Here is a 24,570-nt window from a genome sequence, read left to right on the forward strand (position 1 = left end):
CTGCAGAACTGCGCCCTCCATCTGTCGGAAGCCAAACACTATGAACAATAACAATAGCCTGCTACGTCACCTCGCCTGGCTGGTGGTGGCGATCGTGGGCGCCGCGGCCCTGGGCGTCGTCGCCCTGCGTCGTGGCGAAGCGATCAACGCCTTGTGGATCGTGGTGGCGGCGGTGGCCATCTACCTGGTCGCCTACCGTTACTACAGCCTGTTCATCGCCAGCAAGGTGATGCAACTGGACCCCAACCGCGCCACTCCCGCGGTACTCAACAACGATGGCCTGGACTACGTCCCGACCAACAAGCACATCCTCTTCGGCCACCACTTCGCCGCCATCGCCGGCGCCGGTCCGCTGGTCGGTCCGGTCCTTGCCGCGCAGATGGGCTACCTGCCCGGCACCCTCTGGCTGATCGCCGGCGTAGTCCTCGCCGGCGCGGTGCAGGACTTCATGGTCCTGTTCATCTCCAGCCGTCGCAACGGCCGCTCGCTGGGCGAGCTGGTGCGCGAGGAAATGGGCCAGGTGGCCGGGACCATCGCGCTGTTCGGCGCCTTCCTGATCATGATCATCATCCTCGCGGTGCTCGCGCTGATCGTGGTGAAGGCTCTGGCCGACAGCCCCTGGGGCATGTTCACCGTCCTCGCGACCATTCCCATCGCGCTGTTCATGGGCGTCTACATGCGCTTCATCCGCCCCGGCCGGATCGGCGAGATCTCGATCATCGGGGTGTTCCTCCTGCTCGGTTCGATCTGGCTCGGCGGGCAGGTCGCGGCCAGTCCGGAATGGGCGCCGCATTTCACCTTCAGTGGAATCCAGATCACCTGGATGCTGATCGGCTACGGCGCCGTCGCCTCGGTACTGCCGGTGTGGCTGCTGCTGGCGCCGCGCGACTACCTGTCGACCTTCCTCAAGATCGGCACCATCATCGGCCTGGCGATCGGCATCCTGATCGTCATGCCGGAACTGAAGATGCCGGCCCTGACCCAGTTCACCGACGGCACCGGCCCGGTCTGGAAAGGCAGCCTATTCCCGTTCCTGTTCATCACCATCGCCTGCGGCGCGGTGTCCGGCTTCCACGCGCTGATCTCCTCGGGGACCACGCCGAAGCTGCTCAACCGCGAGCCCGACGCCCGCTACATCGGCTACGGCGGCATGCTGATGGAGTCCTTCGTGGCGATCATGGCGATGGTCGCCGCCTCGGTGATCGAGCCGGGCATCTACTTCGCCATGAACAGCCCGCCGGCGGTGGTCGGCGCCGACGTCAACGCGGTGGCCGCGACCGTCAGCAGCTGGGGCTTCGCCATCACGCCGGAGCAACTCACCCAGACCGCCCAGGACATCGGCGAGACCACCATCCTGGCCCGTGCCGGCGGCGCGCCGACCCTGGCGGTGGGGATCGCGCACATCCTCCACCAGGTGCTGCCGGGCGAGAACACCATGGCCTTCTGGTACCACTTCGCGATCCTCTTCGAGGCCTTGTTCATCCTCACCGCGGTGGACGCCGGCACCCGTGCCGGGCGCTTCATGCTGCAGGACCTGCTGGGCAACTTCGTGCCGGCGCTGAAGAAGACCGAGTCGTGGACCGCCAACATCATCGGCACCGGCGGCTGCGTGGCGCTGTGGGGCTGGTTGCTGTACCAGGGCGTGGTCGACCCGCTCGGCGGGATCAATACCCTGTGGCCGCTGTTCGGCATTTCCAACCAGATGCTCGCCGGCATCGCGCTGATGCTCGCCACCGTGGTCCTGATCAAGATGAAGCGCCAGCAGTATGTCTGGGTCACCATCCTGCCGGCAGCCTGGCTGCTGATCTGCACCACCACCGCGGGCCTGATCAAGATCTTCGACAGCAACCCGGCGGTCGGCTTCGTCGCCCTTGGCGAGAAGTACGCCACCGCGCTGGATGCCGGCCAGGTGCTGGCGCCGGCCAAGGATATCGGCCAGATGCGGCACGTGGTGCTGAACGCCTACATCAACGCCGGTCTGACCGTGCTGTTCCTGCTGGTGGTGTTCAGCGTACTGTTCTACGCCATCAAGGTCGGCATCGCGGCCTGGGGCAAGAGCGAGCGGACCGACAAGGAAACCCCGTTCGAGCCCATCCCCGACGCCTGACCGGCCGCGCTCCCCGGTTCGCCGGGGAGCCTTAACGAGGAACTCGCCATGTTCAACGACCTCAGCCGCATGGGCAAATACCTGGGCCAGGCCGCCCGGATGCTGGTCGGCATGCCCGACTACGACACCTATGTCGAACACATGCGCAACAAGCACCCGGACAAGCCGGTGATGACCTACGAGGAGTTCTTCCGCGAGCGCCAGGAGGCGCGCTACGGTGGCGGCAAGGGTCGGCCGATCCGCTGCTGCTGAATCCCCATCCTTCCGCGGGCCACGTCTGACGTGGCCCGCGTCTTTTCTGGAAGTTGCGCATGTCCGAAGTAGCCAACGACAACCACGCCCCGATCCCCGTCACCGTGCTCACCGGCTTCCTCGGCGCCGGCAAGACCACCCTGCTCAAGTACCTGCTGCAGGCCGAGCACGGCATGAAGATCGCGGTGATCGAGAACGAGTACAGTGAGACGCCGATCGACGGCCAGTTGCTCGGCGTCGAGCCGGTGCAGGTGATGACGCTGTCCAACGGCTGCGTCTGCTGCTCGATCAACACCGACCTGGAAAAGGCCCTGTTCCTCCTGCTGGAGCGCCGCGACAACGGCGAGATCGACTTCGACCGCCTGGTGATCGAGTGCACCGGCCTGGCCGATCCGGCGCCGGTGGCGCAGACCTTCTTCGCCGACGAGGAACTCTGCCAGCGCTACGTGCTGGACGGCATCATCACCCTGGTGGACGCTGCCAACGCCGAGCGTCACCTGCAGGAAACCATCGCCCAGGCCCAGGTCGGCTTCGCCGACCGCATCCTGGTGAGCAAGACCGACCTGGTCGACGCCGCCACCTTCGAGGCCCTGGGCCAGCGCCTGCAACGGATCAACCGGAGGGCGCTGGTGCATGTGGTCGAGCACGGCCGCATCGACCTGGCGCACCTGCTCGACGTACGTGGCTTCAACCTCAACGCCGACCTCGGTCCTGGCATCGGCCTGCGCCCGCTGCGAGCGGTGGCAGCCAAGGACAGCCGCGATCGCATCGGCACCCTGGTACTGCGCAGCGACACGCCGCTCGATCTCGAAAGGCTGAGCGAGTTCATGGACGACCTGTTGCAGTGGCATGGCAATTCCCTGCTGCGCTACAAGGGCGTGCTGAACATCGCCGACGAGCCGCGTCGCCTGGTGTTCCAGGGCGTGCTGCGACTCTACGGCTTCGACTGGGATAGCGAGTGGCGGGACGACGAGGCGCGCGAGAGCGTGATCGTGTTCATCGGCGACAACCTGCCGGAGGACAGTATCCGCGAGGGCTTCGAACGCATCGTCGAAGGCCGCTGAGGCGCATCGACGCCAAAGGAGCGTGGAAATGGACAGGAACGCATTGATCGGCGCCTGGCGGGACTGCATCCGTGGCGCGGACAAATCCTGGGTGCTGTTCGCCCAGGGCACTTGCGTGATCCTCACGCAGCCGGAGCCGGACCTCGCGGCCCAGGCGCGGGCATTGCTGGCCGAGTGGGGAGCGGTACAGGTCGGCACGCCGGCGGGCGACTTCGGTGTGATCACCCTGGACAACGGCCGCGGCTGGGTGGTGACCGGGCATCACCCGGACATCCTTACCTTCGTCCCTCGCGAGGAACTGGAGGAGGACGCCGGCGAGCTGCTCGTCGGCATGCACGGCCGCTCCCGGCGGGGCGAGGATGCCGAGGCCTTGGCGGTGATCCATGTCGAGGACCGGCGATAACGCTACCCGGCGCCTCCTCCCTCGGAGGAAATGAAAAAGCCCGGCATTTGCCGGGCTCTTTCGTCTTGCCTTGTCGCCTAGTTGCCGTAGACCGGGAACTTGGCGCAGATCGCCTTGACCTTCTCGCGTACGCCGTCGACCACGGACTCGTCGCCCATGTTCTCGAGGATGTCGCAGATCCAGCCGGCCAGCTCGCGGCACTCGGCTTCCTTGAAGCCGCGGGTGGTCACGGCCGGGGTACCGATGCGCAGGCCGGAGGTGACGAACGGCGAGCGCGGGTCGTTCGGGACCGAGTTCTTGTTCACGGTGATGAACGCGCGGCCGAGGGCGGCGTCGGCGTCTTTGCCGGTGATGTCCTGCTTGATCAGGGAGAGCAGGAACAGGTGGTTCTGGGTGCCGCCGGAAACCACGTCGAAACCGCGGTCGAGGAAGACCTGGGCCATGCTCTGGGCGTTCTTCAGGACCTGCTGCTGGTAGGTCTTGAACTCCGGCTGCAGGGCTTCCTTGAAGCACACCGCCTTGGCCGCGATCACGTGCTCCAGCGGACCGCCCTGGGCGCCGGGGAATACCGCGGAGTTGAGCTTCTTCTCGATCTCCTCGTTGGCGCGCGCCAGGATCAGGCCACCGCGCGGACCGCGCAGGGTCTTGTGGGTGGTGGTGGTGACCACGTCGGCGAACGGCACCGGGTTCGGGTAGACGCCAGCGGCGACCAGGCCGGCGACGTGGGCCATGTCGACGAACAGGTAGGCGCCGACCTTGTCGGCGATGGCGCGGAAGCGGGCGAAATCGAGGACCTGGGAATAGGCGGAGAAGCCGGCGACGATCATCTTCGGCTTGTGCTCCACGGCCAGGCGCTCGACTTCGTCGTAGTCGATCAGGCCATTGGCGTCGATGCCGTACTGCACGGCGTTGTACAGCTTGCCGGAGGAGGAGACGCTGGCGCCGTGGGTCAGGTGGCCGCCATGGGCCAGGCTCATGCCGAGGATGGTGTCGCCGGCCGACAGCAGGGCCAGGTAGACCGCGGCGTTGGCCTGGGAGCCGGCGTGCGGCTGGACGTTGGCGTAATCGGCGCCGAACAGTTGCTTGGCGCGGTCGATGGCCAGTTGCTCGACGATATCGACGTACTCGCAGCCGCCGTAGTAGCGCTTGTGCGGATAACCTTCGGCGTACTTGTTGGTCAGCACCGAACCCTGGGCTTCCATCACCGCCGGGCTGGTGTAGTTCTCGGAGGCGATCAGCTCGATGTGCTCTTCCTGGCGCTGGGCTTCCTGCTCCATCGCGGCAAAGAGTTCGGCATCGTAGCGGGCGAGGGTCAAATCACGGCTGAACATGGCGGTCCTCATAAGGATCGGTGCTGGGAAAAGGCGCGCATTCTAACCCATGCGGCGGGTGCTGGCACATGAAAGGCCATCATGTCGCGGATAAGCGGCGCTCAAGCGCGCCGCACGGCGGCTCAGCCCTCGTTGAACATGAACAGCACGTCGCTGGCGTAGAGCATGCCGAACTGCTCGGCGGGCATCGGCCGGCCGAACAGGTAGCCTTGCACCTCGTCGCAGCCGTGCTCGCGAAGGAAGTCCAGCTGGGCCTGGCTCTCCACGCCCTCGGCGATCACCATCAGGTTCAGGCTGTGGGCCATGGCAATGATCGCCCGGGCGATCTGTGCGTCCTGTTCGCCGTGGGGCAGGCCGTCGACGAAGCTGCGGTCGATCTTCAACACGTCGATGGGGAACTGCTTGAGGTAGTTCAGCGAGGAGTAGCCGGTGCCGAAGTCGTCCACCGCGATGGCCAGGCCGAGGCGCTTGAGCCCGGAGAGGATCTGCATGGCCTCGGCGACGTCACTCATCAGGATGCTTTCGGTCAGCTCCAGCTCCAGGCAGGCCGGCGGGATGCCTGTCTCGTAGAGGATCGCGGCGATCCGCTCGCCCAACTGGCCATCGGCGAACTGCCGTGCCGAGAGGTTCACCGAGACCTTCGGCACCCGCACCTTGGCCTTGTGCCAGCTGCGCAACTGCTTGCAGGCTTCCGCCAGCAGCCAGTCGCCGACCTGGGCCACCAGGCCGATCTCCTCCAGCACCGGAATGAACTCGCTCGGCGGAACCAGTCCGCGGCGCGGATGCTGCCAGCGCAGCAGGGCCTCGGCGCCAGTCAGGCGGCGGCCGTCGCCGGTGAACTGCGGCTGGTAGTGGAGGACGAACTCGCCCAGTTCCAGGGCGCGGCGCAGGTCGCTTTCCAGTTCCAGGCGCTCCAGGGCGCGAGCGTTCATCTCGGCCTGGTAGAACTGGAAGTTGTTCTTGCCCATCTCCTTGGCGTGGTACATCGCCGTGTCGGCGTTCTTCATCAGCAGGCTCAGTTCGGCGCCGTCCTGGGGCGACAAGGCCACGCCGATGCTGGCGGTGACGAAGAATTCACGGCCTTCCAGGGTGAACGGCCGGGCCAGACGGCCGAGGATCAGCTCGGCGACCTGGATCGCCCGTTTCAGGGCGATCTCGCGGTCGCCCTGGGAAGGCAGCAGCAGGGTGAATTCGTCGCCGCCCATGCGCGCCACGGTATCGTCCTGGCTGACGCAGGCGCTCAGGCGGGTCGCCACTTCCTGCAGCATGCGGTCGCCGGCGGCGTGGCCGAGGGAGTCGTTGATCGGCTTGAAGCGGTCGAGGTCGAGGAACATCAGCACCACCCACTGGCCGTTGCGCTCGGCCTGCTGCAGGGCGGTATGCAGACGGTCCTGGAACAGCGTGCGGTTGGGCAGGTGGGTGAGGGCGTCGTAGTAGGCCAGGCGGTGGATGCGCCGCTCGCTGGCCTTGCGCTCGCTGATGTCGCTGAAGAAGCAGACGAAGCTGACCAGGTCGCCTTCCTCGTCACGCACCGCGGTGATGCCGACCCAGGACGGATAGAGTTCGCCGGTCTTGCGCTTCTGCAGGATCTCGCCTTCCCAGCTGCCGCTGTGCTGCAGGCTGGCGAGCACGTGCTTGAGCTGGTTGGCTTCCTGGCGGTCGGCGGTGAGCAGGCGCGGCTGCTGGTCGAGCACGTCGGCCGGGCTGTAGCCGGTCAGGCGCGAGAAGGAATCGTTGACCTGGACGATGTAGCCGGCCGGGTCGGTGACCATGATCGCCGCCGTGGAGTGTTCGAATACCGTCGCCGCCATCCGCAGCTCGCGTTCGGCGCGGCGCTGCTGGCTGATGTCGCGGGCGATGCCGAGCAGGCCTTCGAAGCGGTCGTGCTCGTCCCACATCAGGACGATCCGCAGTTCGATGGGAATCTTGCGTCCGTCGGCGCGCAGGCAGTCGAGGGCGAACAGATGCTGGCCAGGGTTTTCCCGCAGCTCGGCGAGCTTCTGGCGGTCGCCGATGGCGTGCCGCACGCGGCGCAGCAGGCCGTTCAGGCGGCCGAGCTGGCGCGGGTTGGTGGCGGTCTGGTGGAGGCCGTTGAGCAGCGCCCATTCCGGGCTGTAGCCGAACACGTGCTGTACCGAGGGGCTGACGTAGCTGGCGTTGAGCTCGGCGTCGGTGGAGAAGATCACGTCGCTGATGTTTTCCGCCAGCATGCGGTAGCGTCGGCCGTTCTCGCGCAGCGCGTTGTTCGCCTCGACGGTGAAGGTGATGTCCTTGGCCACGCCGATCAGGCGCGCCACGCGACCGCTGCGGTCGCGGCTGAAGGCCTGCTCGCGGATGTCGAACCAGTGCCAGCGGCCGTCGCGGTGGCGCCAGCGCAACTGGCTGTCGAGCAGCAGGCCGTCGCCGACCACGTGCTGCAGGTTGCGGATGCGCCAGTAGTATTCCTGGTCGTCGGGGTGCAGCAGGGTTTCCCAGAAGTTCTCGCCCATCCGCGCCAGTTCTTCCTGGTTGTAGCCCAGTTGCTGGCCCAGGTGATGGTTGCTGAAGATCACCCGGCGCGCGTGCAGGTCGTGGATGTAGAGGGTATCGGGCACCGCCTGGACCGCGTCCGACCAGAACTTCTCGCGCTCGATCAGCGACAGTTCGACTTCCTTGCGACTGGTGACGTCGGACAGGCTGAGGGTCACCGCATGCCATTCGCCGGGGTTTTCCGGCAGGCGCAGTTGCAACCACAGGTGCCGCGGCGTGCTCTTGCCGCAGCGCAGCGTGGCTTCAAGTTCGAGTACCGGCCGGCGCTCGATGAGCGCCTCGATCACCTGCAGGCGCAGGCTGTCCGGTTGTAGCGGGCCGTGGTCGAGCAAGCGCTGCCAGGCCTGTTCGGTGGAATCGATCTGTAGCAGGCGGCGACTGACATCGTTGATCTCGGTGATGCGGATCCGCTCCAGCAGCGCCTGCTGCCGCCCGGGTTCGCCGGCGAGCCAGGCGCGCAGTGCGGCGCAGCTGTCCAAGCCTTGCTCCACCAGAGCCTGGCGCAGGGCGGAGAGGTCGAGCACGCAGAGGGCCACGCCGACCCCTTCGAAGATGTCCTGGTAGCGCCGCCGGGTTTCCTCCAGGACGCCGAGGGCGTGCTGTTCCTCGGTGACGTCGCGCAACACCCAGACCTGCCCGCCCTGGAGGATCTGCTCGCGGAGGGTCCAGGCCTGGTCGGCGAGCGCCGGATAGCTGGCCAGCGGATGGCGGCTGAGGGTGAACGTCCGCGGCTCGCCGCGCACCCGCAGCGGCAGCAGCTCGCTACGGGTCTCGCCGTCGCCACCGGCGTCCGTCAGCCAGCCTGGCTCGAGGTCTGGCAGCAGGCCCAGCAGGTGATGCTGGCGGGCCTGGGCCGAACTGATGCCGAAGAGGCGTTCGGCCTGGGGATTGAGGTAGCTGAGGCGGCCGTCGGCGCGGGTCACCAGCACCCGCTCGTCGATCGCCGCCAGTGCCGTGGCCGCCTGGCGCAGGCTGCGCTGCGAGGCCAGGGTCATGGCGCGCAGGCCTTGCTGCTCGCGGTGCAGGCGCAGCAGCATGTACACGGTGACGCCGACCAGCAGGAGGAAGATCGCCAGCTCGCCGCCGATTCCCGGCAGCAGGCCGAGCCGCACTCGCGTGCTGTCGTAGAGCCCGCGAAGCTGCCAGTCGCTGTTGCGCAGCGGTTCCACGCCGAGGGTCTGCATGTCGTCGAGCAGCGCCGTGCTCCCTGGGGTATGCCAGAGCACCCGCCCGGCGTATTGGTCTTCCAGGCGCCAGAGCAGGTTGCCGGTGGGCAGGTCGGGACTCCACTGGGCGAGGCTGTCGCTGGCCAGGTGCAACAGCCAGAAGCCACTGTCGCGGCGGCTGCCGGGTTCGCGCAGGGTCAGGTAGAGGGATTCGCCGTCGCGCGGGTCGAGGCAATAGTGGTAGAGGCCGGAGCCGGCGTGCTGGCGCAACTGCTCGGGCAGCGTCGTTTCCGGCGACGGGCTGCCTGTCTGCGGGGCGCTGTCCACCCATTGCAACTGGCGGACCTGTGGCAGCGCATCGCTGATGCGTGGCAACAGCCTGTTCTGGATCTCGCCACGCTCGCTGGGGGGCACGCCCGGGAGCAGGGCGAGGGCGGTGCGCGCCTTGAGTTCGAGGGTCAGGGACAGGCGGTCGTTGAGACGATCGAGCTGGGCCGCGGCTCGCTCGTGTTCGAAGCGTTCCTGCTGGCGCAGCTCCTGGCTCATCTGCCAGAGCAGCAGGCCGAGCATCAACAGGACCAGCAACAGCAGGCCAGCCTTGGCTGCCGGTCGGTCGGGTACGGTCAGTGGGTCGCCGGCGGGAGGCGGCGACGGGGTTAGCGAGGGGGTCGACACTGACCGGAATTCCTGGGGGAGGTGTGATTCGGTAGACAGTTAGGATGCCCGGAAGCAAGGCCAAGTGCCAGTATCGCCGACGAGCGTCACGGTCCTTTCCGGCTGTCGAGGCACTTTGTCGCAGGGCCCGTGACGACTGATCTTCCCGAGTGTCGAGCAGGCCTCCGGGCGGCCGAAGTCGACGGCACGCGGATCGGTCCGTGCCATGCGGCGACGAGAGGGGCGCCGCCGCGGGCGCAAGGGTCAGGAGCGCGCCGGATTGGAAGCGCCGTGGAGGAACATCTGCTCCAGGGTATGCGCGGAATTGGAGCTGGCCGCCCGTCCGCGGCGTTCCGCATCGACCATGCCGTAGACCAGGGTGATGAACAGTTCGGTGAACACGGCCGCCGTGATGTCGATGCGAAACACGCCTTTCTGCTGTCCGCGCAGGAAGAAGGCGTCCAGCGCTTCCAGGTAGGACTGCCAGCGTGCGCCTTCGCCGTGCGGGTCGAGGAAGTCCGGGCGGTACTGGAATACCAGGAATACCAGCAGCTCGCGGTGGGTGAGGTGTTCCTTGATCAGGCGCTGCAACGCCTCCAGAGGCTCGGCATGCTCCAGGTCGCAGGCCTGGATGATCTGGTTCAGTACGGTCTCTCCGTGGTCCTCGAGCATCTGCACCAGGTTGTCCCGCGTGCCGCAGAAGCGGTGCAGGGTGGCCTTGCTTACGCCGGCCGCCTCGGCCAGTTCCTTCAGCGTCGCTCGCGGGCGGTCGACGATAGCGACTGCCAGCGCCTTGATGAGTCGCTCGTCATGGGAAATCAGGGTCATCGATGGGTCCCGGTTGTTTTTTCTGATTGTGCGCATTGTGCAGAAAACTGGCCTCGCGTCCAAAGGAATTAGCTGCCAAAAGATCATTTGAGACAATATTGACTCAATTAGCTCGAAAAAGTACCATTCGATCCGTTTTCAATCAACGGTCGGGTGTGTCATGGCTGATTTGCGTGCAATAGGAAGGATCGGGGCGTTGGCTATGGCCATCGCGTTGGCGGGTTGTGGGCCGGCGGAAGAGCGACAGGAGGCCGCCGAAATGGTGTTGCCGGTGGAGGTCCTGACGGTGCAGGCCGAGCCCCTGGCGCTGAGTTCGGAACTGCCTGGGCGGATCGAACCGGTGCGTGTCGCCGAGGTGCGCGCGCGGGTGGCCGGCATCGTCGTGCAGAAGCGCTTCGAGGAGGGCGCCGACGTCAAGGCTGGCGACCTGCTGTTCCAGATCGATCCGGCACCGCTGAAGGCTGCGGTGTCGCGCGCCGAGGGTGAGCTGGCGCGGAACCGCGCGGTGCTGTTCGAGGCGCAGGCGCGGGTGCGTCGCTACGAGCCGCTGGTGAAGATCCAGGCGGTCAGCCAGCAGGACTTCGATACCGCCACCGCCGACCTGCGCAGCGCCGAGGCGGCGACCCGCTCGGCCCAGGCCGACCTGGAGACCGCGCGCCTGAACCTCGGCTACGCCTCGGTCACTGCGCCGATCTCCGGGCGCATCGGCCGCGCGCTGGTGACCGAGGGCGCGCTGGTCGGGCAGGGCGAGGCGACGCTGATGGCGCGCATCCAGCAGCTCGATCCGATCTATGCGGATTTCACCCAGACCGCAGCCGAGGCCCTGCGCCTGCGCGACGCCCTGAAGAAAGGCACCTTGGCCGCCGGCGACAGCCAGGCGCTGACCCTGCGCGTCGAAGGGACGCCCTACGAGCGCCAGGGCGCGTTGCAGTTCGCCGACGTGGCGGTGGATCGCGGCACCGGCCAGATCGCCCTGCGCGGCAAGTTCGCCAACCCCGACGGGGTCCTGCTGCCGGGCATGTACGTGCGCGTACGTACGCCCCAGGGCATCGACAACCAGGCGATCCTGGTGCCGCAACGGGCCGTGCGCCGCTCCAGCGACGGCAGCGCCCAGGTGATGGTGGTGGGCGCCGACGAGCGCGCCGAGGCGCGCAGCGTCGGTACCGGCGTCATGCAGGGTTCGCGCTGGCAGATCACCGAGGGCCTGGAGCCGGGTGACCGGGTCATAGTCGGCGGCCTGGCTGCGGTGCAGCCGGGGGTGAAGATCGTGCCGAAGCCGGATGGTGCCCAGGCGCAAGCCCAGTCATCTGCGCCGCAACAGTAAGGGCGGGTTCGCCCCGAGGATTTTCCGATGTCCGAATTCTTCATCAAGCGGCCGAACTTCGCCTGGGTGGTGGCCCTGTTCATCTCCCTGGCCGGCCTGCTGGTCATTTCCAAATTGCCGGTAGCGCAGTACCCCAATGTCGCGCCGCCACAGATCACCATCACCGCCACCTATCCCGGCGCCTCGGCGAAGGTGCTGGTGGACTCCGTCACCAGTGTGCTTGAGGAGTCGCTGAACGGCGCCAAGGGCCTGCTCTACTTCGAGTCGACCAACAACTCCAACGGCACCGCCGAGATCGTCGTCACCTTCGAGCCGGGCACCGATCCGGACCTGGCCCAGGTGGACGTGCAGAACCGCCTGAAGAAAGCCGAGGCGCGCATGCCGCAGGCGGTGCTGACCCAGGGCCTGCAGGTCGAGCAGACCAGCGCCGGTTTCCTGCTGATCTATGCGCTCAGCTACAAGGAAGGCGCTCAGCGCAGCGACACCACCGCCCTCGGCGACTACGCCGCGCGCAATATCAACAACGAGCTGCGGCGCCTGCCGGGCGTCGGCAAGCTGCAATTCTTCTCTTCCGAGGCGGCCATGCGGGTCTGGATCGATCCGCAGAAGCTGGTGGGCTTCGGCCTCTCCATCGACGACGTGAGCAATGCCATCCGCGGGCAGAACGTGCAGGTGCCGGCCGGCGCCTTCGGCAGCGCACCGGGCAGTTCCGCGCAGGAGCTGACGGCGACCCTGGCGGTGAAGGGCACCCTGGACGATCCGCAGGAGTTCGGCCAGGTAGTGCTGCGCGCCAACGAGGACGGCTCGCTGGTCCGGCTCGCCGATGTCGCGCGCCTGGAACTCGGCAAGGAGAGCTACAACATTTCCTCGCGACTGAACGGCACGCCCACCGTGGGCGGGGCGATCCAGCTGTCGCCCGGGGCCAACGCGATCCAGACCGCTACCCTGGTGAAACAGCGTCTCGCCGAACTGTCGGCGTTCTTCCCCGAGGACATGCAGTACAGCGTGCCCTACGACACCTCGCGCTTCGTCGACGTGGCCATCGAGAAGGTGATCCACACCCTGATCGAAGCGATGGTCCTGGTGTTCCTGGTGATGTTCCTGTTCCTGCAGAACGTCCGCTACACCCTGATCCCGTCCATCGTGGTGCCGGTGTGCCTGCTGGGTACGCTGATGGTGATGTACCTGCTGGGGTTCTCGGTGAACATGATGACCATGTTCGGCATGGTCCTGGCGATCGGCATCCTGGTGGACGACGCCATCGTGGTGGTGGAGAACGTCGAGCGGATCATGGCGGAGGAGGGGATTTCCCCGGCCGAGGCCACGGTCAAGGCGATGAAGCAGGTATCCGGCGCCATCGTCGGCATCACCCTGGTGCTCTCGGCGGTGTTCCTGCCGCTGGCTTTCATGGCCGGTTCGGTGGGGGTGATCTACCAGCAGTTCTCGGTGTCGCTGGCGGTCTCGATCCTGTTCTCCGGCTTCCTCGCCCTGACCTTCACCCCGGCGCTGTGCGCCACGCTGCTCAAGCCCATTCCCGAAGGGCACCACGAGAAGCGCGGCTTCTTCGGCGCCTTCAACCGTGGCTTCGCCCGCGTCACCGAGCGCTATTCGCTGCTCAACTCGAAGCTGGTGGCGCGCGCCGGACGCTTCATGCTGGTGTACGCCGGCCTGGTGGCCATGCTCGGCTACTTCTACCTGCGCCTGCCGGAAGCCTTCGTGCCGGCGGAAGACCTCGGCTACATGGTGGTCGACGTGCAACTGCCGCCTGGTGCTTCGCGCGTGCGCACCGATGCCACCGGCGAGGAGCTCGAGCGCTTCCTCAAGTCCCGCGAGGCGGTGGCTTCGGTGTTCCTGATCTCGGGCTTCAGCTTCTCCGGCCAGGGCGACAATGCCGCGCTGGCCTTCCCGACCTTCAAGGACTGGTCCGAGCGAGGCGCCGAGCAGTCGGCCGCCGCCGAGATCGCCGCGCTGAACGAGCATTTCGCGCTGCCCGACGATGGCACGGTCATGGCCGTGTCGCCGCCACCGATCAACGGTCTGGGTAACTCCGGCGGCTTCGCATTGCGCCTGATGGACCGTAGCGGGGTCGGCCGCGAAGCGCTGCTGCAGGCTCGCGATACTCTTCTTGGCGAGATCCAGACCAACCCGAAATTCCTTTACGCGATGATGGAAGGACTGGCCGAAGCGCCGCAACTGCGCCTGTTGATCGACCGGGAGAAGGCCCGTGCCCTGGGGGTGAGCTTCGAGACCATCAGCGGCACGCTGTCCGCTGCCTTCGGCTCGGAGGTGATCAACGACTTCACCAATGCGGGGCGCCAACAGCGGGTGGTGATCCAGGCCGAACAGGGCAACCGGATGACCCCGGAAAGCGTGCTCGAGCTATACGTGCCTAACGCTGCTGGCAACCTGGTACCGCTCAGCGCCTTCGTCAGCGTGAAATGGGAAGAGGGACCGGTGCAATTGGTGCGCTATAACGGCTACCCGTCGATCCGCATCGTCGGTGACGCCGCGCCCGGCTTCAGTACCGGCGAAGCCATGGCGGAAATGGAGCGCCTGGCCGCGCAGCTGCCGGCCGGCATCGGCTACGAGTGGACCGGCCTGTCCTATCAGGAGAAGGTCTCCGCCGGGCAGGCCACCAGCCTGTTCGCCCTCGCCATCCTGGTGGTGTTCCTGTTGCTGGTGGCGCTCTACGAGAGCTGGTCGATCCCGCTGTCGGTGATGCTGATCGTGCCGATCGGCGCCATCGGCGCGGTGCTCGCGGTGATGGTCAGCGGTATGTCCAACGACGTGTATTTCAAGGTCGGCCTGATCACCATCATCGGTCTTTCGGCGAAGAACGCGATTCTCATCGTCGAGTTCGCCAAGGAACTCTGGGAGCAGGGGCATAGCCTGCGCGACGCCGCCATCGAGGCCGCGCGCCTGCGCTTCCGGCCGATCATCATGACTTCCATGGCGTTCATCCTCGGCGTGATACCCCTGGCCCTGGCCAGCGGTGCCGGCGCGGCGAGCCAGCGTGCCATCGGCACCGGAGTGATCGGCGGGATGCTCAGCGCCACCTTCCTCGGCGTGCTGTTCGTACCTATCTGTTTCGTCTGGCTGCTGTCGCTGCTGCGCAGCAAGCCGGCACCCATCGAACAGGCCGCTTCGGCCGGGGAGTGAACGAGATGCGCAAACCTGCTTTCGGCGTATCGGCGCTGCTGATCGCCCTGACCCTCGGTGCCTGCTCCATGGCGCCGACCTACGAACGTCCCGCCGCGCCGGTGGCCGACAGCTGGAGCGGCGCCGCCGCCCAGCGCCAGGGCGCGGCGATCGACACGCTGGATTGGAAGAGTTTCATCGTCGATGCCGAACTACGCCGCCTGGTGGGCGTGGCCCTGGATAACAACCGCTCGCTGCGTCAGACCCTCCTGGATATCGAGGCGGCCCGCGCGCAGTACCGAATCCAGCGCGCCGACCGGGTTCCGGGCCTGAATGCCGCTGCCACCGGCAACCGCCAGCGGCAGCCGGCCGACCTGTCCGCCGGCAATCGCTCGGAAGTGGCCAGCAGCTACCAGGTCGGGCTGGCCCTGCCGGAGTACGAACTGGACCTCTTCGGTCGGGTCAAGAGCCTGACCGACGCAGCCCTGCAACAGTACCTGGCCAGCGAGGAGGCAGCGCGCGCGGCACGGATCGCCCTGGTCGCCGAGGTCAGCCAGGCCTACCTGAGCTACGACGGCGCCCTGCGGCGCCTGGCGCTGACCCGTCAGACCCTGGTCAGCCGCGAGTATTCCTTCGCCCTGATCGACCAGCGCCGCGCGGCCGGCGCCGCCACCGCGCTGGACTACCAGGAAGCCCTTGGCCTGGTGGAGCAGGCGCGCGCCGAGCAGGAGCGCAACCTGCGGCAGAAACAGCAGGCATTCAACGCGCTGGTGTTGCTGCTGGGTAGCGACGATGCCGCGCAGGCGATTCCGCGGAGTCCGGGGCAGCGGCCGAAGCTGCTGCAGGACATCGCTCCCGGCACGCCGTCCGAGCTGATCGAGCGACGCCCGGACATCCTTGCCGCCGAACATCGTTTGCGGGCGCGCAACGCGGATATCGGCGCGGCGCGCGCGGCGTTCTTCCCGCGCATCAGCCTGACCGGCAGCTTCGGCACCTCCAGCGCGGAAATGTCCGGCCTGTTCGATGGCGGCTCGCGCTCCTGGAGCTTCCTGCCGACGCTGACGCTGCCGATCTTCGATGGCGGGCGCAACCGTGCCAACCTGAGCCTGGCCGAGGCGCGCAAGGATTCGGCGGTGGCCGCCTACGAGGGGACCATCCAGACCGCTTTCCGCGAGGTCGCCGACGCCCTGGCGGCCAGCGATACCCTGCGTCGCGAAGAGAAGGCCCTGCGCGCCCTGGCGAACAGCAGCAACGAAGCCCTGAAGCTGGCCAAGGCACGCTACGAGAGTGGCGTCGACAACCACCTGCGCTACCTCGATGCGCAGCGCAGCAGCTTCCTCAACGAGATCGCCTTCATCGACGGCAGCACCCAGCGGCAGATCGCCCTGGTCGACCTGTTCCGCGCGCTCGGCGGAGGCTGGGACGAGGGACGGAGCCTGGTGGTACATCGAGGCGGCAGGAGTTGAGCGGGTAAACGTGTGGGAAACGGTGCTAGCGGGTGGCAACTGCCGCCCGCTCAAGGGCTGGCAGGTTGTGCGGGGTTCGACGCGCCACGCAGGAACAGCTCCTCCAGCGTGGCGGACAACCCGGCGCTGGCCGCGCGACCGCGGCGCTCGGCATCGACCATGCCGTAGATCAGGACGATGAAGAGTTCGCTGAAGGTCGCCGCGCTGATATCGATACGGAACACACGCTTCTGCTGGCCGCGCAGGAAGAAGGCGTCCAGGGCTTCGACATAGGACTGCCAACTGGCGTCCCCATGCCCGGCCTGGCGTCCCGGGTTCTGCTCGAACATCAGCAGCGCCAGCAGGTCGCGCTGGGCGAGGTGTTCCCGGATCAGCTCGCGTAGCGCTTCCCGCGGCTCCAGCCGCTGCAGGGCGGCGCTGTGGGTGAGGCGTTCGAGGGTACTCCTGGCATGGCTTTCCAGGCGCCGCTTGAGACCTTCGCGGGTACCGCAATGACGGTTCAGGGTTGCCCTGCTCACTCCTGCCAGTTCCGCCAGTTCTCCCATGGTGGCGCGCGGATGATTGACCATCGCGGTGGCCAGGGCCTTGAGCAGGCGCTGGTCCTGAGACGACGGGGTTGGCGCTGGGTCGAGACTGTCCCTGTGCGGGGAGTCGGGTAGCTGGGCGGATCTGGGAGCGAGTGTCATTTTTGAGGTTTTTTTTGTTCTTTTGAGACTGATTTGGATCAATTGTAGCAGGCTGGATCTCCCCACGCCTTGCTTCGCGTCAGGTCTTGAGCGGCAGCACCATGGCCGCGAGCAGTGCCAGGCCCACCCAGACCTCGCACGGGGCGATGGTCGCCGCCTCGCTCAGGCAGAACGCCTTTGACAGGACGAGGGTAGCGGAGACGGTAAGGGCGGCCAGTACGCTGCTCAGCGTCACCGTAGCGGCCTGGAATCGGACGGCGAACATCCGCCGGCGAAGCGCCCCGCCCCACGAAAACCGGGGTGGCTGGCCAGCTTTCTCTCGGTCTGTCATATACTTGGCCGAGTTTTTTTCCTTTTCTTCATGAGGTGCTCGTTTTGGCTCAGTACGTCTACACCATGCATCGGGTCGGCAAGATCGTTCCGCCCAAGCGTGAAATCCTCAAGGACATCTCCCTGTCGTTCTTCCCCGGCGCCAAGATCGGCGTGCTCGGCCTGAACGGCGCGGGCAAGTCCACCCTGCTGCGGATCATGGCCGGCGTCGACACCGAGATCGAAGGCGAGGCCCGGCCGATGCCGGGGATCAACGTCGGCTACCTGCCGCAGGAGCCCAAACTGGACCCGCAGGCCACCGTGCGCGACATCGTCGAAGAGGCCGTCGGCCAGATCAAGCAGGCCCAGGCGCGGCTGGACGAGGTCTATGCCGCCTATGCCGAGCCGGATGCCGACTTCGACGCCCTGGCCGCCGAGCAGGCCAAGCTGGAGGCGATCCTGCAGGCATCCGACGGACACAACCTGGAACGCCAGCTGGAAGTCGCCGCCGACGCCCTGCGCCTGCCGCCGTGGGATGCCAAGGTCGAGCACCTGTCCGGCGGCGAAAAGCGCCGCGTAGCGCTGTGCCGTCTGCTGCTGTCGGCTCCCGACATGCTGCTGCTGGACGAACCGACCAACCACCTGGACGCCGACTCGGTGGCCTGGCTGGAGCATTTCCTGCACGACTTCCCCGGCACCGTGGTGGCGATCACCCACGACCGCTACTTCCTCGACAACGTCGCCGGCTGGATCCTCGAACTCGACCGTGGCCATGGCATCCCGTTCGAAGGCAACTACTCCGGCTGGCTGGAATCCAAGGCCGCCCGCCTGGCCCAGGAAGCCAAGCAGGAAGCCTCCCACGCCAAGGCCATGAAGGCCGAGCTGGAGTGGGTACGCCAGGGCGCCAAGGGCCGCCAGGCCAAGTCCAAGGCGCGCCTGCAGCGCTTCGAGGAACTGCAGTCGCAGGAATTCCAGAAGCGCAGCGAGACCAACGAGATCTACATCCCGGCCGGTCCGCGCCTGGGCGACAAGGTCATCGAATTGCACAATGTGACCAAGGGCTACGGCGACCGCGTGCTGATCGACAACCTGTCCCTGAGCATTCCCAAGGGCGCCATCGTCGGTGTGATCGGCGGCAACGGCGCGGGCAAGTCGACCCTGTTCCGCATGCTTACCGGCAAGGAGCAGCCGGACTCCGGCACCATCGAGATCGGCGAGACCGTGCAGATCGCCAGCGTCGACCAGAGCCGTGACAGCCTGGAAGGCAACAAGACCGTGTGGGAGCAGGTTTCCGACGGTTTCGAGCAGATCAAGATCGGCAACTACGAAGTCCCGTCGCGCAGCTATGTCGGTCGCTTCAACTTCAAGGGCGCCGACCAGCAGAAGTTCGTCAAGGACCTCTCCGGCGGTGAGCGTGGCCGTCTGCACCTGGCCCTGACCCTGAAGCAGGGCGGCAACGTGCTGCTGCTCGACGAACCGTCCAACGACCTCGACGTGGAAACCCTGCGTGCGCTGGAAGAGGCGCTGCTGGACTTCCCCGGCTCCGCCATCGTGATCTCCCACGACCGCTGGTTCCTCGACCGGATCGCCACCCACATCCTCTCCTACGAGGACGATGGCAAGGTGACCTTCTTCGAAGGCAACTACACCGAGTTCGAGGCGGACCGCAAGAAGCGCCTGGGCGACGCCGCGGCCCAGCCGCACCGCGTGCGCTACAAGAAACTGGCGTAAGCGCACCCTCGAGAAACCGCCCGCCGGCGTTGCCGGCCGGCGGTTTTTTCATGCCTGGAATTCAACGAGCCATGCGCTGGGGAACATGGGAACTGCGCAGGGACACCTCCATCGGCGGTACCCGGGGGAGGCTCCCACGCAGCATGCCTGAGCCTTCACCTAACTAAAGATGGGGGTGCATCGACGGCTGCGATGGTGTCAGCTCTGCTAGTGGTCTGCGCAGCCGATCCGTGCGCTCAATACCGCCTGCCCGGAGAGGCCGCGCCATATGGCGAAGCCCGGCGGAATCGAGTACCGGCATTGGCCGGGCGGACCAGCCGCTACCTTCGCTCGGCGCTGGCGCCTCGGGGTAGCGTTGCCGGTGGTGGCGGCTTGTGCGCTGTCTCCATCATCAGCAGTATGGCCGTTCGGCCTGTATCGCCGGCCTTGCGGCGGTACGACCGGGCGGGCCTTGAAGGGATGCGAGCGGTCGGGTGCGAATGCCAACAACAAACAAGCACGAATCATTGATCTCCCTGCGGGGGATCGGCAAGGGCTACCTCCTGGGGGGGCAGCCGCTGCAGATACTGAAAGACGTCTGCCTGGACATCTTTCCCGGAGAAAGCTGCGCGATCGTCGGCGCGTCGGGCTCGGGCAAGAGCACCCTGCTGAATATCCTCGGCCTGCTCGACCGCCCGGACAGCGGTGCCTACCGCTTCGCCGAGCACGACATCTTCAGCGTCGACGGGGACCGACTGGCGGCGATCCGCAACCGCCTGATCGGCTTCGTCTTCCAGAGCTTCAACCTGTTGCCGCGGCTGAACGCGCTGGACAACGTCGCGCTGCCCCTGAGCTATCGAGGGATGCCGCGCCGCGAGGCACTGGAGCGGGCCGAGGCGATGCTCGCCCGGGTCGGCCTGGCCGAGCGCGCCGGCCATCGTCCGGCGGACCTCTCCGGCGGCCAGCGGCAGCGCGTCGCCATCGCTCGCGCGCTGGTCGGTGAGCCGGCGCTGATCCTCGCCGACGAACCAACCGGCAACCTCGACGCGAGCACCGCGAAAGAAGTGCTGGAGCTGCTCCTCACCCTCAACCGCGAGCGCCAGGTGACCCTGGTGGTGGTCACCCATGATCCCGGCCTGGCGGCCCGTCTCGGGCGCCAACTGACAGTGCGGCATGGCGAGGTGCACGAGGACCTGGCGGAGGCCTGCCGGTGAGCGCCAGCCCGTCGCCCCGGCAATTGCTTCACGAGGCCCTCGCCAGTCTTCGCGGGCTGGGGCGCCGCTCGCTGCTGGCGTTGCTGGGTATCGTCATGGGCTGTTCATCGGTGATCGCGATGCTGAACATCGGCAGCAACGCGACCGACGAAGCGATGAGCATCTTCAAGGACATGGGCACCGACACCCTGGTGGTGCAGTTCCCGTTCGCCCCGCAGGCGCCGATGCCGATGCCGGCGTCGCTCGACACCGAACCGCTGCTCCGCGACGTGGCCGGTCTGGAGCACCTGGCGGCGCTGGGCCTGTACTCGGCGCCGGTGACCTTTCACGGACGCACCAGCAACGCCAGTATCGTCGGCGCCAGCGCCGGGCTCGCGGCTGCCGCCAGGCTGCGGCTGCGCGAAGGACGTTTCCTCTCGCGCTTCGACGATCACGACACCTACGTGGTGGTGGGCGCGACAATCGCCGAGGCCCTGGGGGCGCCCGGCGATCCGCTGCGCCTCGGCGAGCAACTGACGGTCAACGACTATCTGTTTCGCGTGGTCGGCATTCTCCAGCCGCAGGCCAGCGCCGCTCTCTTGCCGTTCGCCGCCAACGACTCGCTGTTCGTGCCGGCGCCGGGCATGCCGCGCCTGCAGCCGGCCGCCGAGGTCAGCCATGTGGTGGCGCGGGTCTCGCCGGGAGCGGACGTCTATAGCGTCGGCGCGGCCCTGGGCGCGGCCCTGACGGCGCGGTTGCCCGGCCACGAGGCGCAGGTCCAGGTCTCGCAGCAGGTGCTCGATGGACTCAAGCGGCAGACCCGGACCTTCACCTACCTGCTGGCCGGACTGGGGATCATCTCCCTGCTCGGCGGCGGCGTCGGAGTGATGAACGTGATGCTGATGAGTGTCGCCGAACGCCGCCGGGAAATCGGCGTGCGCATGGCGCTGGGCGCGCGCCAGCGGGATATCCGCAACCTGTTCCTGATCGAGGCGGTGACCCTGACCGCCGCGGGCGCGCTGTCGGGCGCGGTGCTCGGCGTGGCGGCTGCGTATCTCTACGCCAGGTTCTCCGGCTGGACCTTCTCCCTGGCCTACGCGGCCCTGCCGCTGGGGATGGGCAGTACCCTGCTGGTGGGGCTGTTCTTCGGGCTCTATCCGGCGGTCTCGGCGGCTCGCCTGCAACCGGTCGAGGCGCTGCGCGATGAATAGGTGGGGCCTGGGCGTGCTGTGGCTGGTCGCCGCTCTTCCGGTGGCGGCCAGCTTCAACCCGGCGCTGAGTCCGGACGTACCGAGCATGGCCCGCGAGCAGGGCAGGTCGGTGCTGCTCAGCGAGCAGGTGATCGACCTCAGCCTGAGCGACGCGGTCTATCTTGGCCTGCGCAACAACCGTGGAATCCGTAGCGCCTACCTGCAACGGATCGCGCAGAAGTTCGACCTGCGCGTCGCCGCCGACGCCTTCAACCCGAAGCTGGTGGTGCGCGGCGACTATCGCGCCAACCGCGCCACCGAAGACCGCACGAGGACCAGCAATGTCTCGCCCACCGCGACCCTGCTTGGCGAATATGGCACTCGCTTCAGCCTGGCCTGGGTCAAGCAGTTCCGCACCGCCGACGAGGCCGGGCGCTACCGCAGCGATGGCCTCGACCTGACCGTCGTCCAGCCGTTGCTGCGCGATGCGGGCTGGGACGTCACCACCGCGCCGCTGCGCCTGGCACGTCTCTCCGAAGACGCCAATCGCCTGCAACTCAAGGCCAGCGTGTCGCAGACCATCAGCCAGGTCATCGGCGCCTACCGGGAGCTGCTGCGCGCCCAGGAGCAGGCGCGCATCGCTCGCGAAGCCCTGGCGCGGACCCAGGAGCTGCTCGAGGTCAACCGGGCGATGATCCGCGCCGGGCGAATGGCCGAATTCGAGATCGTGCAGACCGAGGCCGACGTCGCCAGCCAGGAGCTCAATGTCGAGGAGTCCACCAACCAGGTCGACAGCGCACGCCTGGCCCTGCTGCAACTGCTGGCGCTGGACCTGTCGACGCAAATCCGCGCCAGCGATGCGCTGGCCGCCACGCCGATCGAGGTCGACCGCCAGCAGGCGATCAGGACCGCCCTGCAGCAGCAACCGGAATACCTGCAACGCCTGATCGGCAGTCGCCAGGCCGACCTCAACCTGGTGCTGGCGAAGAACCAGCGCCTGTGGGATGTCTCGCTGGTGGGCGGCGCCAGCCAGATCCGCGACCGCTACAGCGAGGGCGGTGGCGACAATTCACGCAGTTGGGACAGCTACGCCGGGGTACAGGTGGAAATTCCCATCGGCGACCTCAGCCGCCGGCAGGCCGAGGTGCGCGCCCAGGTCGACGTGGAGAACCAGAAGATCCTGATCGAGGATGCCCGGCAGACCCTGGAGCAGAACGTCATCGATGCGGTGCGCGACCTCGGCACGCGCTGGCGCCAGTACCAGATCGCCCAGCGCGCCACCGCGTTGTCGCGGCGCAAGCTGGAGATCGAACGGGAAAAGCTGCGCGTCGGGCGTTCGAGCAACTTCCAGGTGCTGAGCTTCGAGACCGACCTGCGCAACGTCGAGAACACCCAATTGAATGCTCTGATCTCGTTTCTCAATGCGCAGACGCAGCTCGACCTGATCGTCGGCATGACCCTGGATAGCTGGGAGATTTCGCTCAATGACCACTGACCGGTTTTCCTTCCTGCGCCGGCCGGCATTGTCGCTCGCCGCCGGCCTGGCGGTTGTCGCGGCGCTGGCCTGGCTGGTCCTCGCCGGCGGCACCGCGAAACGCACGGAAGGGGAGCGCTGGGTCGCCGTACGGGCGGCCCCGCTGGTGCATCAGATCGGCCTGGTCGGACGCCTGGAACCGGGGCGCGTGGTGACCCTGGCGGCGCCCTTCGCCGGCAATGTCGAGGCGCTGCTGGTGGAGCCGGGACAGCGGGTCGCGGAAGGACAGGAGCTGCTGCGCATGGACACCCGCGAGATCGCCGTGCAGGTGCGCGAGGCACAGTCGGCGTTGCTCAAGGCCCGTCGCACCCTGCAGGACCTGCGCGACTGGGAGCGTGGCGAGGACATGGCGCGGGTCCGCCGTGCCCTGCGCAGCGCGCAACTGGCGCAGAGCAGCACCGAGCGCAAGTTGCGCGAGACCCGCGAGCTGTTCCAGCGCGGGATCGTCCCGCGCAACGAACTCGACGATCTCGAACAACAGGCCAGCCAGCAGCGCATGGACCTGGAGGCGGCCCGGCGGGAAGTGGAGTCGACCCGCGCCAAGGGGCAGGGCGAGAATCGCCAGATCGCCGAAATGGACCTGGCCAACGCCAGCGTGAAATACGAGACGCTGCAGGCCCAGCTGGATGGCCGTACGGTGCGCGCGCCCTTTGCCGGTATCGTCGTCGCGGCGCCCGGCCTGGCTGGCGAGCAGGGCAGCCGCGAACCGGTGCAGGCCGGTAGCAAGCTGGGGCAGGGCCAGGCGTTGTTCGGCCTGGCCAGCGTCGAGCGGCTGAAGGTATCTGCGAAGGTTTCCGAACTGGATATCAACCAGTTGCGCGAAGGGCAGGCGGTGGAAATCAGTGGCGACGGCTTCGAGGGCACCACGCTGGCGGGCGTCATCGCCGCCCTCGGTGGTCAGGCTCTGCCCGGCATGGCCCAGGGAGGCAGCCCGCAGTTCGAGGTGACGGTGTCGGTAGCGCCGCTTGATCCCCGCCAGTTGCAGAAGATTCGTCTGGGAATGAGCGCCAAGCTGACGGTCACCACCTATCGCAACGAACAGGCCATCGTCGTGCCGCCGGAGGCGATACGCCACGAGGGTGACCGGCTGTTCGTGGACTTTCGCCAGGCTCCCGGCGCCAGCGTGATGGCGCAACAGGTCAAGATCGGACGCTCCACGCCGGAGGGCGTGGAGGTGTTCGAGTTGCAGCCGGGTCTCGTTCGCGTGCCGTCCTCGTCCGACCGATAGTTGGCAACCTAACTTTGGGTTGGCTGGGTGGCTTCGCGAGCTGCCAATTCTGGTAGGTACGCCCCGTCATGGTGCGTTTCTTCCCGACGCGGATGTTGACAGAGGTATCAGGATTCCTTCGCGACGACGCTTCGTCCGCCCTCCACGGCATTCACCGACCTTCCTTCGGAGGGGCAACCCCCTTCTTTCGCTAGGCTTTTCCAGAGCCGCGCTGACCGTACTCTGGCTCCCGTCGTTGACTGGTCCACTGCCCCTTCGCGGTGATTGCCAGCCCTGTCAGGCCTGCGTTCGCGGAGGTCGGCCAGGTGGGCATCTCGAGGCGCGGCGGGTTGGCAAACCCTATCGGATCTTTCCGATATCCGGTCTGTCCCGGCTCGTCGTGGGGACCGTCAGCGTCGGCACCGGATAGGACTCATGAGGTAAAGCCTCTCCCGATCCCGGTACGCACGGCCAAGGCG

General features: G+C 67.1%; 17 protein-coding genes. 12 read left to right on the top strand and 5 right to left on the bottom strand.

Annotation, left to right across the window (positions count from 1 at the left end):
* Window positions 1-40: 40 nt before the first annotated feature.
* Genes HMPREF1224_RS32420 through HMPREF1224_RS32435 form a run of 4 tightly spaced genes read left to right on the top strand, consistent with a single transcriptional unit; the run spans window position 41 to window position 3,826 of the window.
* A complete protein-coding gene (locus tag HMPREF1224_RS32420; RefSeq protein WP_010793778.1) occupies window positions 41-2,107 on the top strand; it encodes a carbon starvation CstA family protein in 2,067 nt (688 codons plus the stop codon).
* Between the two features lie 48 nt (window positions 2,108-2,155).
* Window positions 2,156-2,359, top strand: coding sequence for a YbdD/YjiX family protein (locus tag HMPREF1224_RS32425; RefSeq protein ID WP_003094856.1), 204 nt, complete (start codon window positions 2,156-2,158; stop codon window positions 2,357-2,359).
* Between the two features lie 59 nt (window positions 2,360-2,418).
* On the top strand, window positions 2,419-3,423 hold the full coding sequence (gene yjiA, locus HMPREF1224_RS32430) for a GTPase (RefSeq protein WP_003094852.1): 1,005 nt from the start codon (window positions 2,419-2,421) through the stop codon (window positions 3,421-3,423).
* A gap of 22 nt (window positions 3,424-3,445) precedes the next feature.
* Entirely contained in the window at window positions 3,446-3,826 is a 381-nt protein-coding gene (locus HMPREF1224_RS32435; protein WP_003121337.1) for a hypothetical protein, read from the top strand.
* A 77-nt stretch (window positions 3,827-3,903) separates the two neighbouring features.
* Here HMPREF1224_RS32435 and glyA read toward each other — a convergent pair whose 3' ends face one another.
* The 3 genes from glyA to nfxB all read right to left on the bottom strand — a co-directional run bounded on the left by glyA (window position 3,904) and on the right by nfxB (window position 10,334).
* The gene (gene glyA, locus HMPREF1224_RS32440) at window positions 3,904-5,157 is read right to left on the bottom strand and encodes a serine hydroxymethyltransferase (protein ID WP_003094846.1); all 1,254 of its coding nucleotides are present in this window, start codon (window positions 5,155-5,157) and stop codon (window positions 3,904-3,906) included.
* A gap of 122 nt (window positions 5,158-5,279) precedes the next feature.
* A complete protein-coding gene (morA, locus tag HMPREF1224_RS32445; protein WP_003123407.1) occupies window positions 5,280-9,527 on the bottom strand; it encodes a cyclic di-GMP receptor MorA in 4,248 nt (1,415 codons plus the stop codon).
* 243 nt (window positions 9,528-9,770) lie between these two features.
* On the bottom strand, window positions 9,771-10,334 hold the full coding sequence (nfxB, locus tag HMPREF1224_RS32450; protein ID WP_003094842.1) for an efflux pump transcriptional repressor NfxB: 564 nt from the start codon (window positions 10,332-10,334) through the stop codon (window positions 9,771-9,773).
* Window positions 10,335-10,494: 160 nt separating this feature from the next.
* On the opposite strand from nfxB, the gene mexC reads away from it, so the two are divergent.
* From mexC to oprJ, 3 genes are read left to right on the top strand one after another with little or no spacing between them, the layout of a single operon-like run.
* Window positions 10,495-11,658 (top strand): multidrug efflux RND transporter periplasmic adaptor subunit MexC, encoded by a 1,164-nt coding sequence (gene mexC / locus HMPREF1224_RS32455; RefSeq protein WP_003123406.1) that lies wholly within the window; start codon window positions 10,495-10,497, stop codon window positions 11,656-11,658.
* A 27-nt stretch (window positions 11,659-11,685) separates the two neighbouring features.
* Window positions 11,686-14,817 (top strand): multidrug efflux RND transporter permease subunit MexD, encoded by a 3,132-nt coding sequence (gene mexD / locus HMPREF1224_RS32460; RefSeq protein WP_003116285.1) that lies wholly within the window; start codon window positions 11,686-11,688, stop codon window positions 14,815-14,817.
* Between the two features lie 5 nt (window positions 14,818-14,822).
* Window positions 14,823-16,262 (top strand): multidrug efflux transporter outer membrane subunit OprJ, encoded by a 1,440-nt coding sequence (gene oprJ / locus HMPREF1224_RS32465; RefSeq protein WP_003116284.1) that lies wholly within the window; start codon window positions 14,823-14,825, stop codon window positions 16,260-16,262.
* 50 nt (window positions 16,263-16,312) lie between these two features.
* On the opposite strand, the gene escR is transcribed toward oprJ, so the two are convergent.
* Both escR and HMPREF1224_RS0112330 read right to left on the bottom strand, forming a co-directional pair.
* Window positions 16,313-16,831, bottom strand: coding sequence for a TetR/AcrR family transcriptional regulator EscR (gene escR, locus HMPREF1224_RS32470; protein ID WP_003094834.1), 519 nt, complete (start codon window positions 16,829-16,831; stop codon window positions 16,313-16,315).
* 196 nt (window positions 16,832-17,027) lie between these two features.
* A complete protein-coding gene (locus HMPREF1224_RS0112330; protein ID WP_003161789.1) occupies window positions 17,028-17,213 on the bottom strand; it encodes a hypothetical protein in 186 nt (61 codons plus the stop codon).
* 110 nt (window positions 17,214-17,323) lie between these two features.
* On the opposite strand from HMPREF1224_RS0112330, the gene ettA reads away from it, so the two are divergent.
* The 5 genes from ettA (at window position 17,324) to HMPREF1224_RS32495 (ending at window position 24,112) form a co-directional block, all read left to right on the top strand.
* Window positions 17,324-18,988, top strand: a complete 1,665-nt coding sequence (gene ettA, locus HMPREF1224_RS32475) for an energy-dependent translational throttle protein EttA (RefSeq protein WP_003094829.1) — start codon at window positions 17,324-17,326, stop codon at window positions 18,986-18,988.
* A 506-nt stretch (window positions 18,989-19,494) separates the two neighbouring features.
* A complete protein-coding gene (locus tag HMPREF1224_RS32480; protein ID WP_003116280.1) occupies window positions 19,495-20,181 on the top strand; it encodes an ABC transporter ATP-binding protein in 687 nt (228 codons plus the stop codon).
* Window positions 20,178-21,371 (top strand): ABC transporter permease, encoded by a 1,194-nt coding sequence (locus HMPREF1224_RS32485; RefSeq protein ID WP_010793780.1) that lies wholly within the window; start codon window positions 20,178-20,180, stop codon window positions 21,369-21,371. The genes HMPREF1224_RS32480 and HMPREF1224_RS32485 overlap by 4 nt, the downstream gene beginning before the upstream one ends.
* The gene (locus HMPREF1224_RS32490) at window positions 21,364-22,845 is read left to right on the top strand and encodes a TolC family protein (RefSeq protein ID WP_003123404.1); all 1,482 of its coding nucleotides are present in this window, start codon (window positions 21,364-21,366) and stop codon (window positions 22,843-22,845) included. Before HMPREF1224_RS32485 ends, HMPREF1224_RS32490 begins: the two co-directional genes overlap by 8 nt.
* A complete protein-coding gene (locus tag HMPREF1224_RS32495; protein WP_003116277.1) occupies window positions 22,835-24,112 on the top strand; it encodes an efflux RND transporter periplasmic adaptor subunit in 1,278 nt (425 codons plus the stop codon). The genes HMPREF1224_RS32490 and HMPREF1224_RS32495 overlap by 11 nt, the downstream gene beginning before the upstream one ends.
* The last annotated feature ends 458 nt before the right edge of the window (window positions 24,113-24,570 follow it).

It is taken from the genome of Pseudomonas sp. P179 (assembly GCF_000478485.2).
Classification (GTDB): domain Bacteria; phylum Pseudomonadota; class Gammaproteobacteria; order Pseudomonadales; family Pseudomonadaceae; genus Pseudomonas; species Pseudomonas aeruginosa.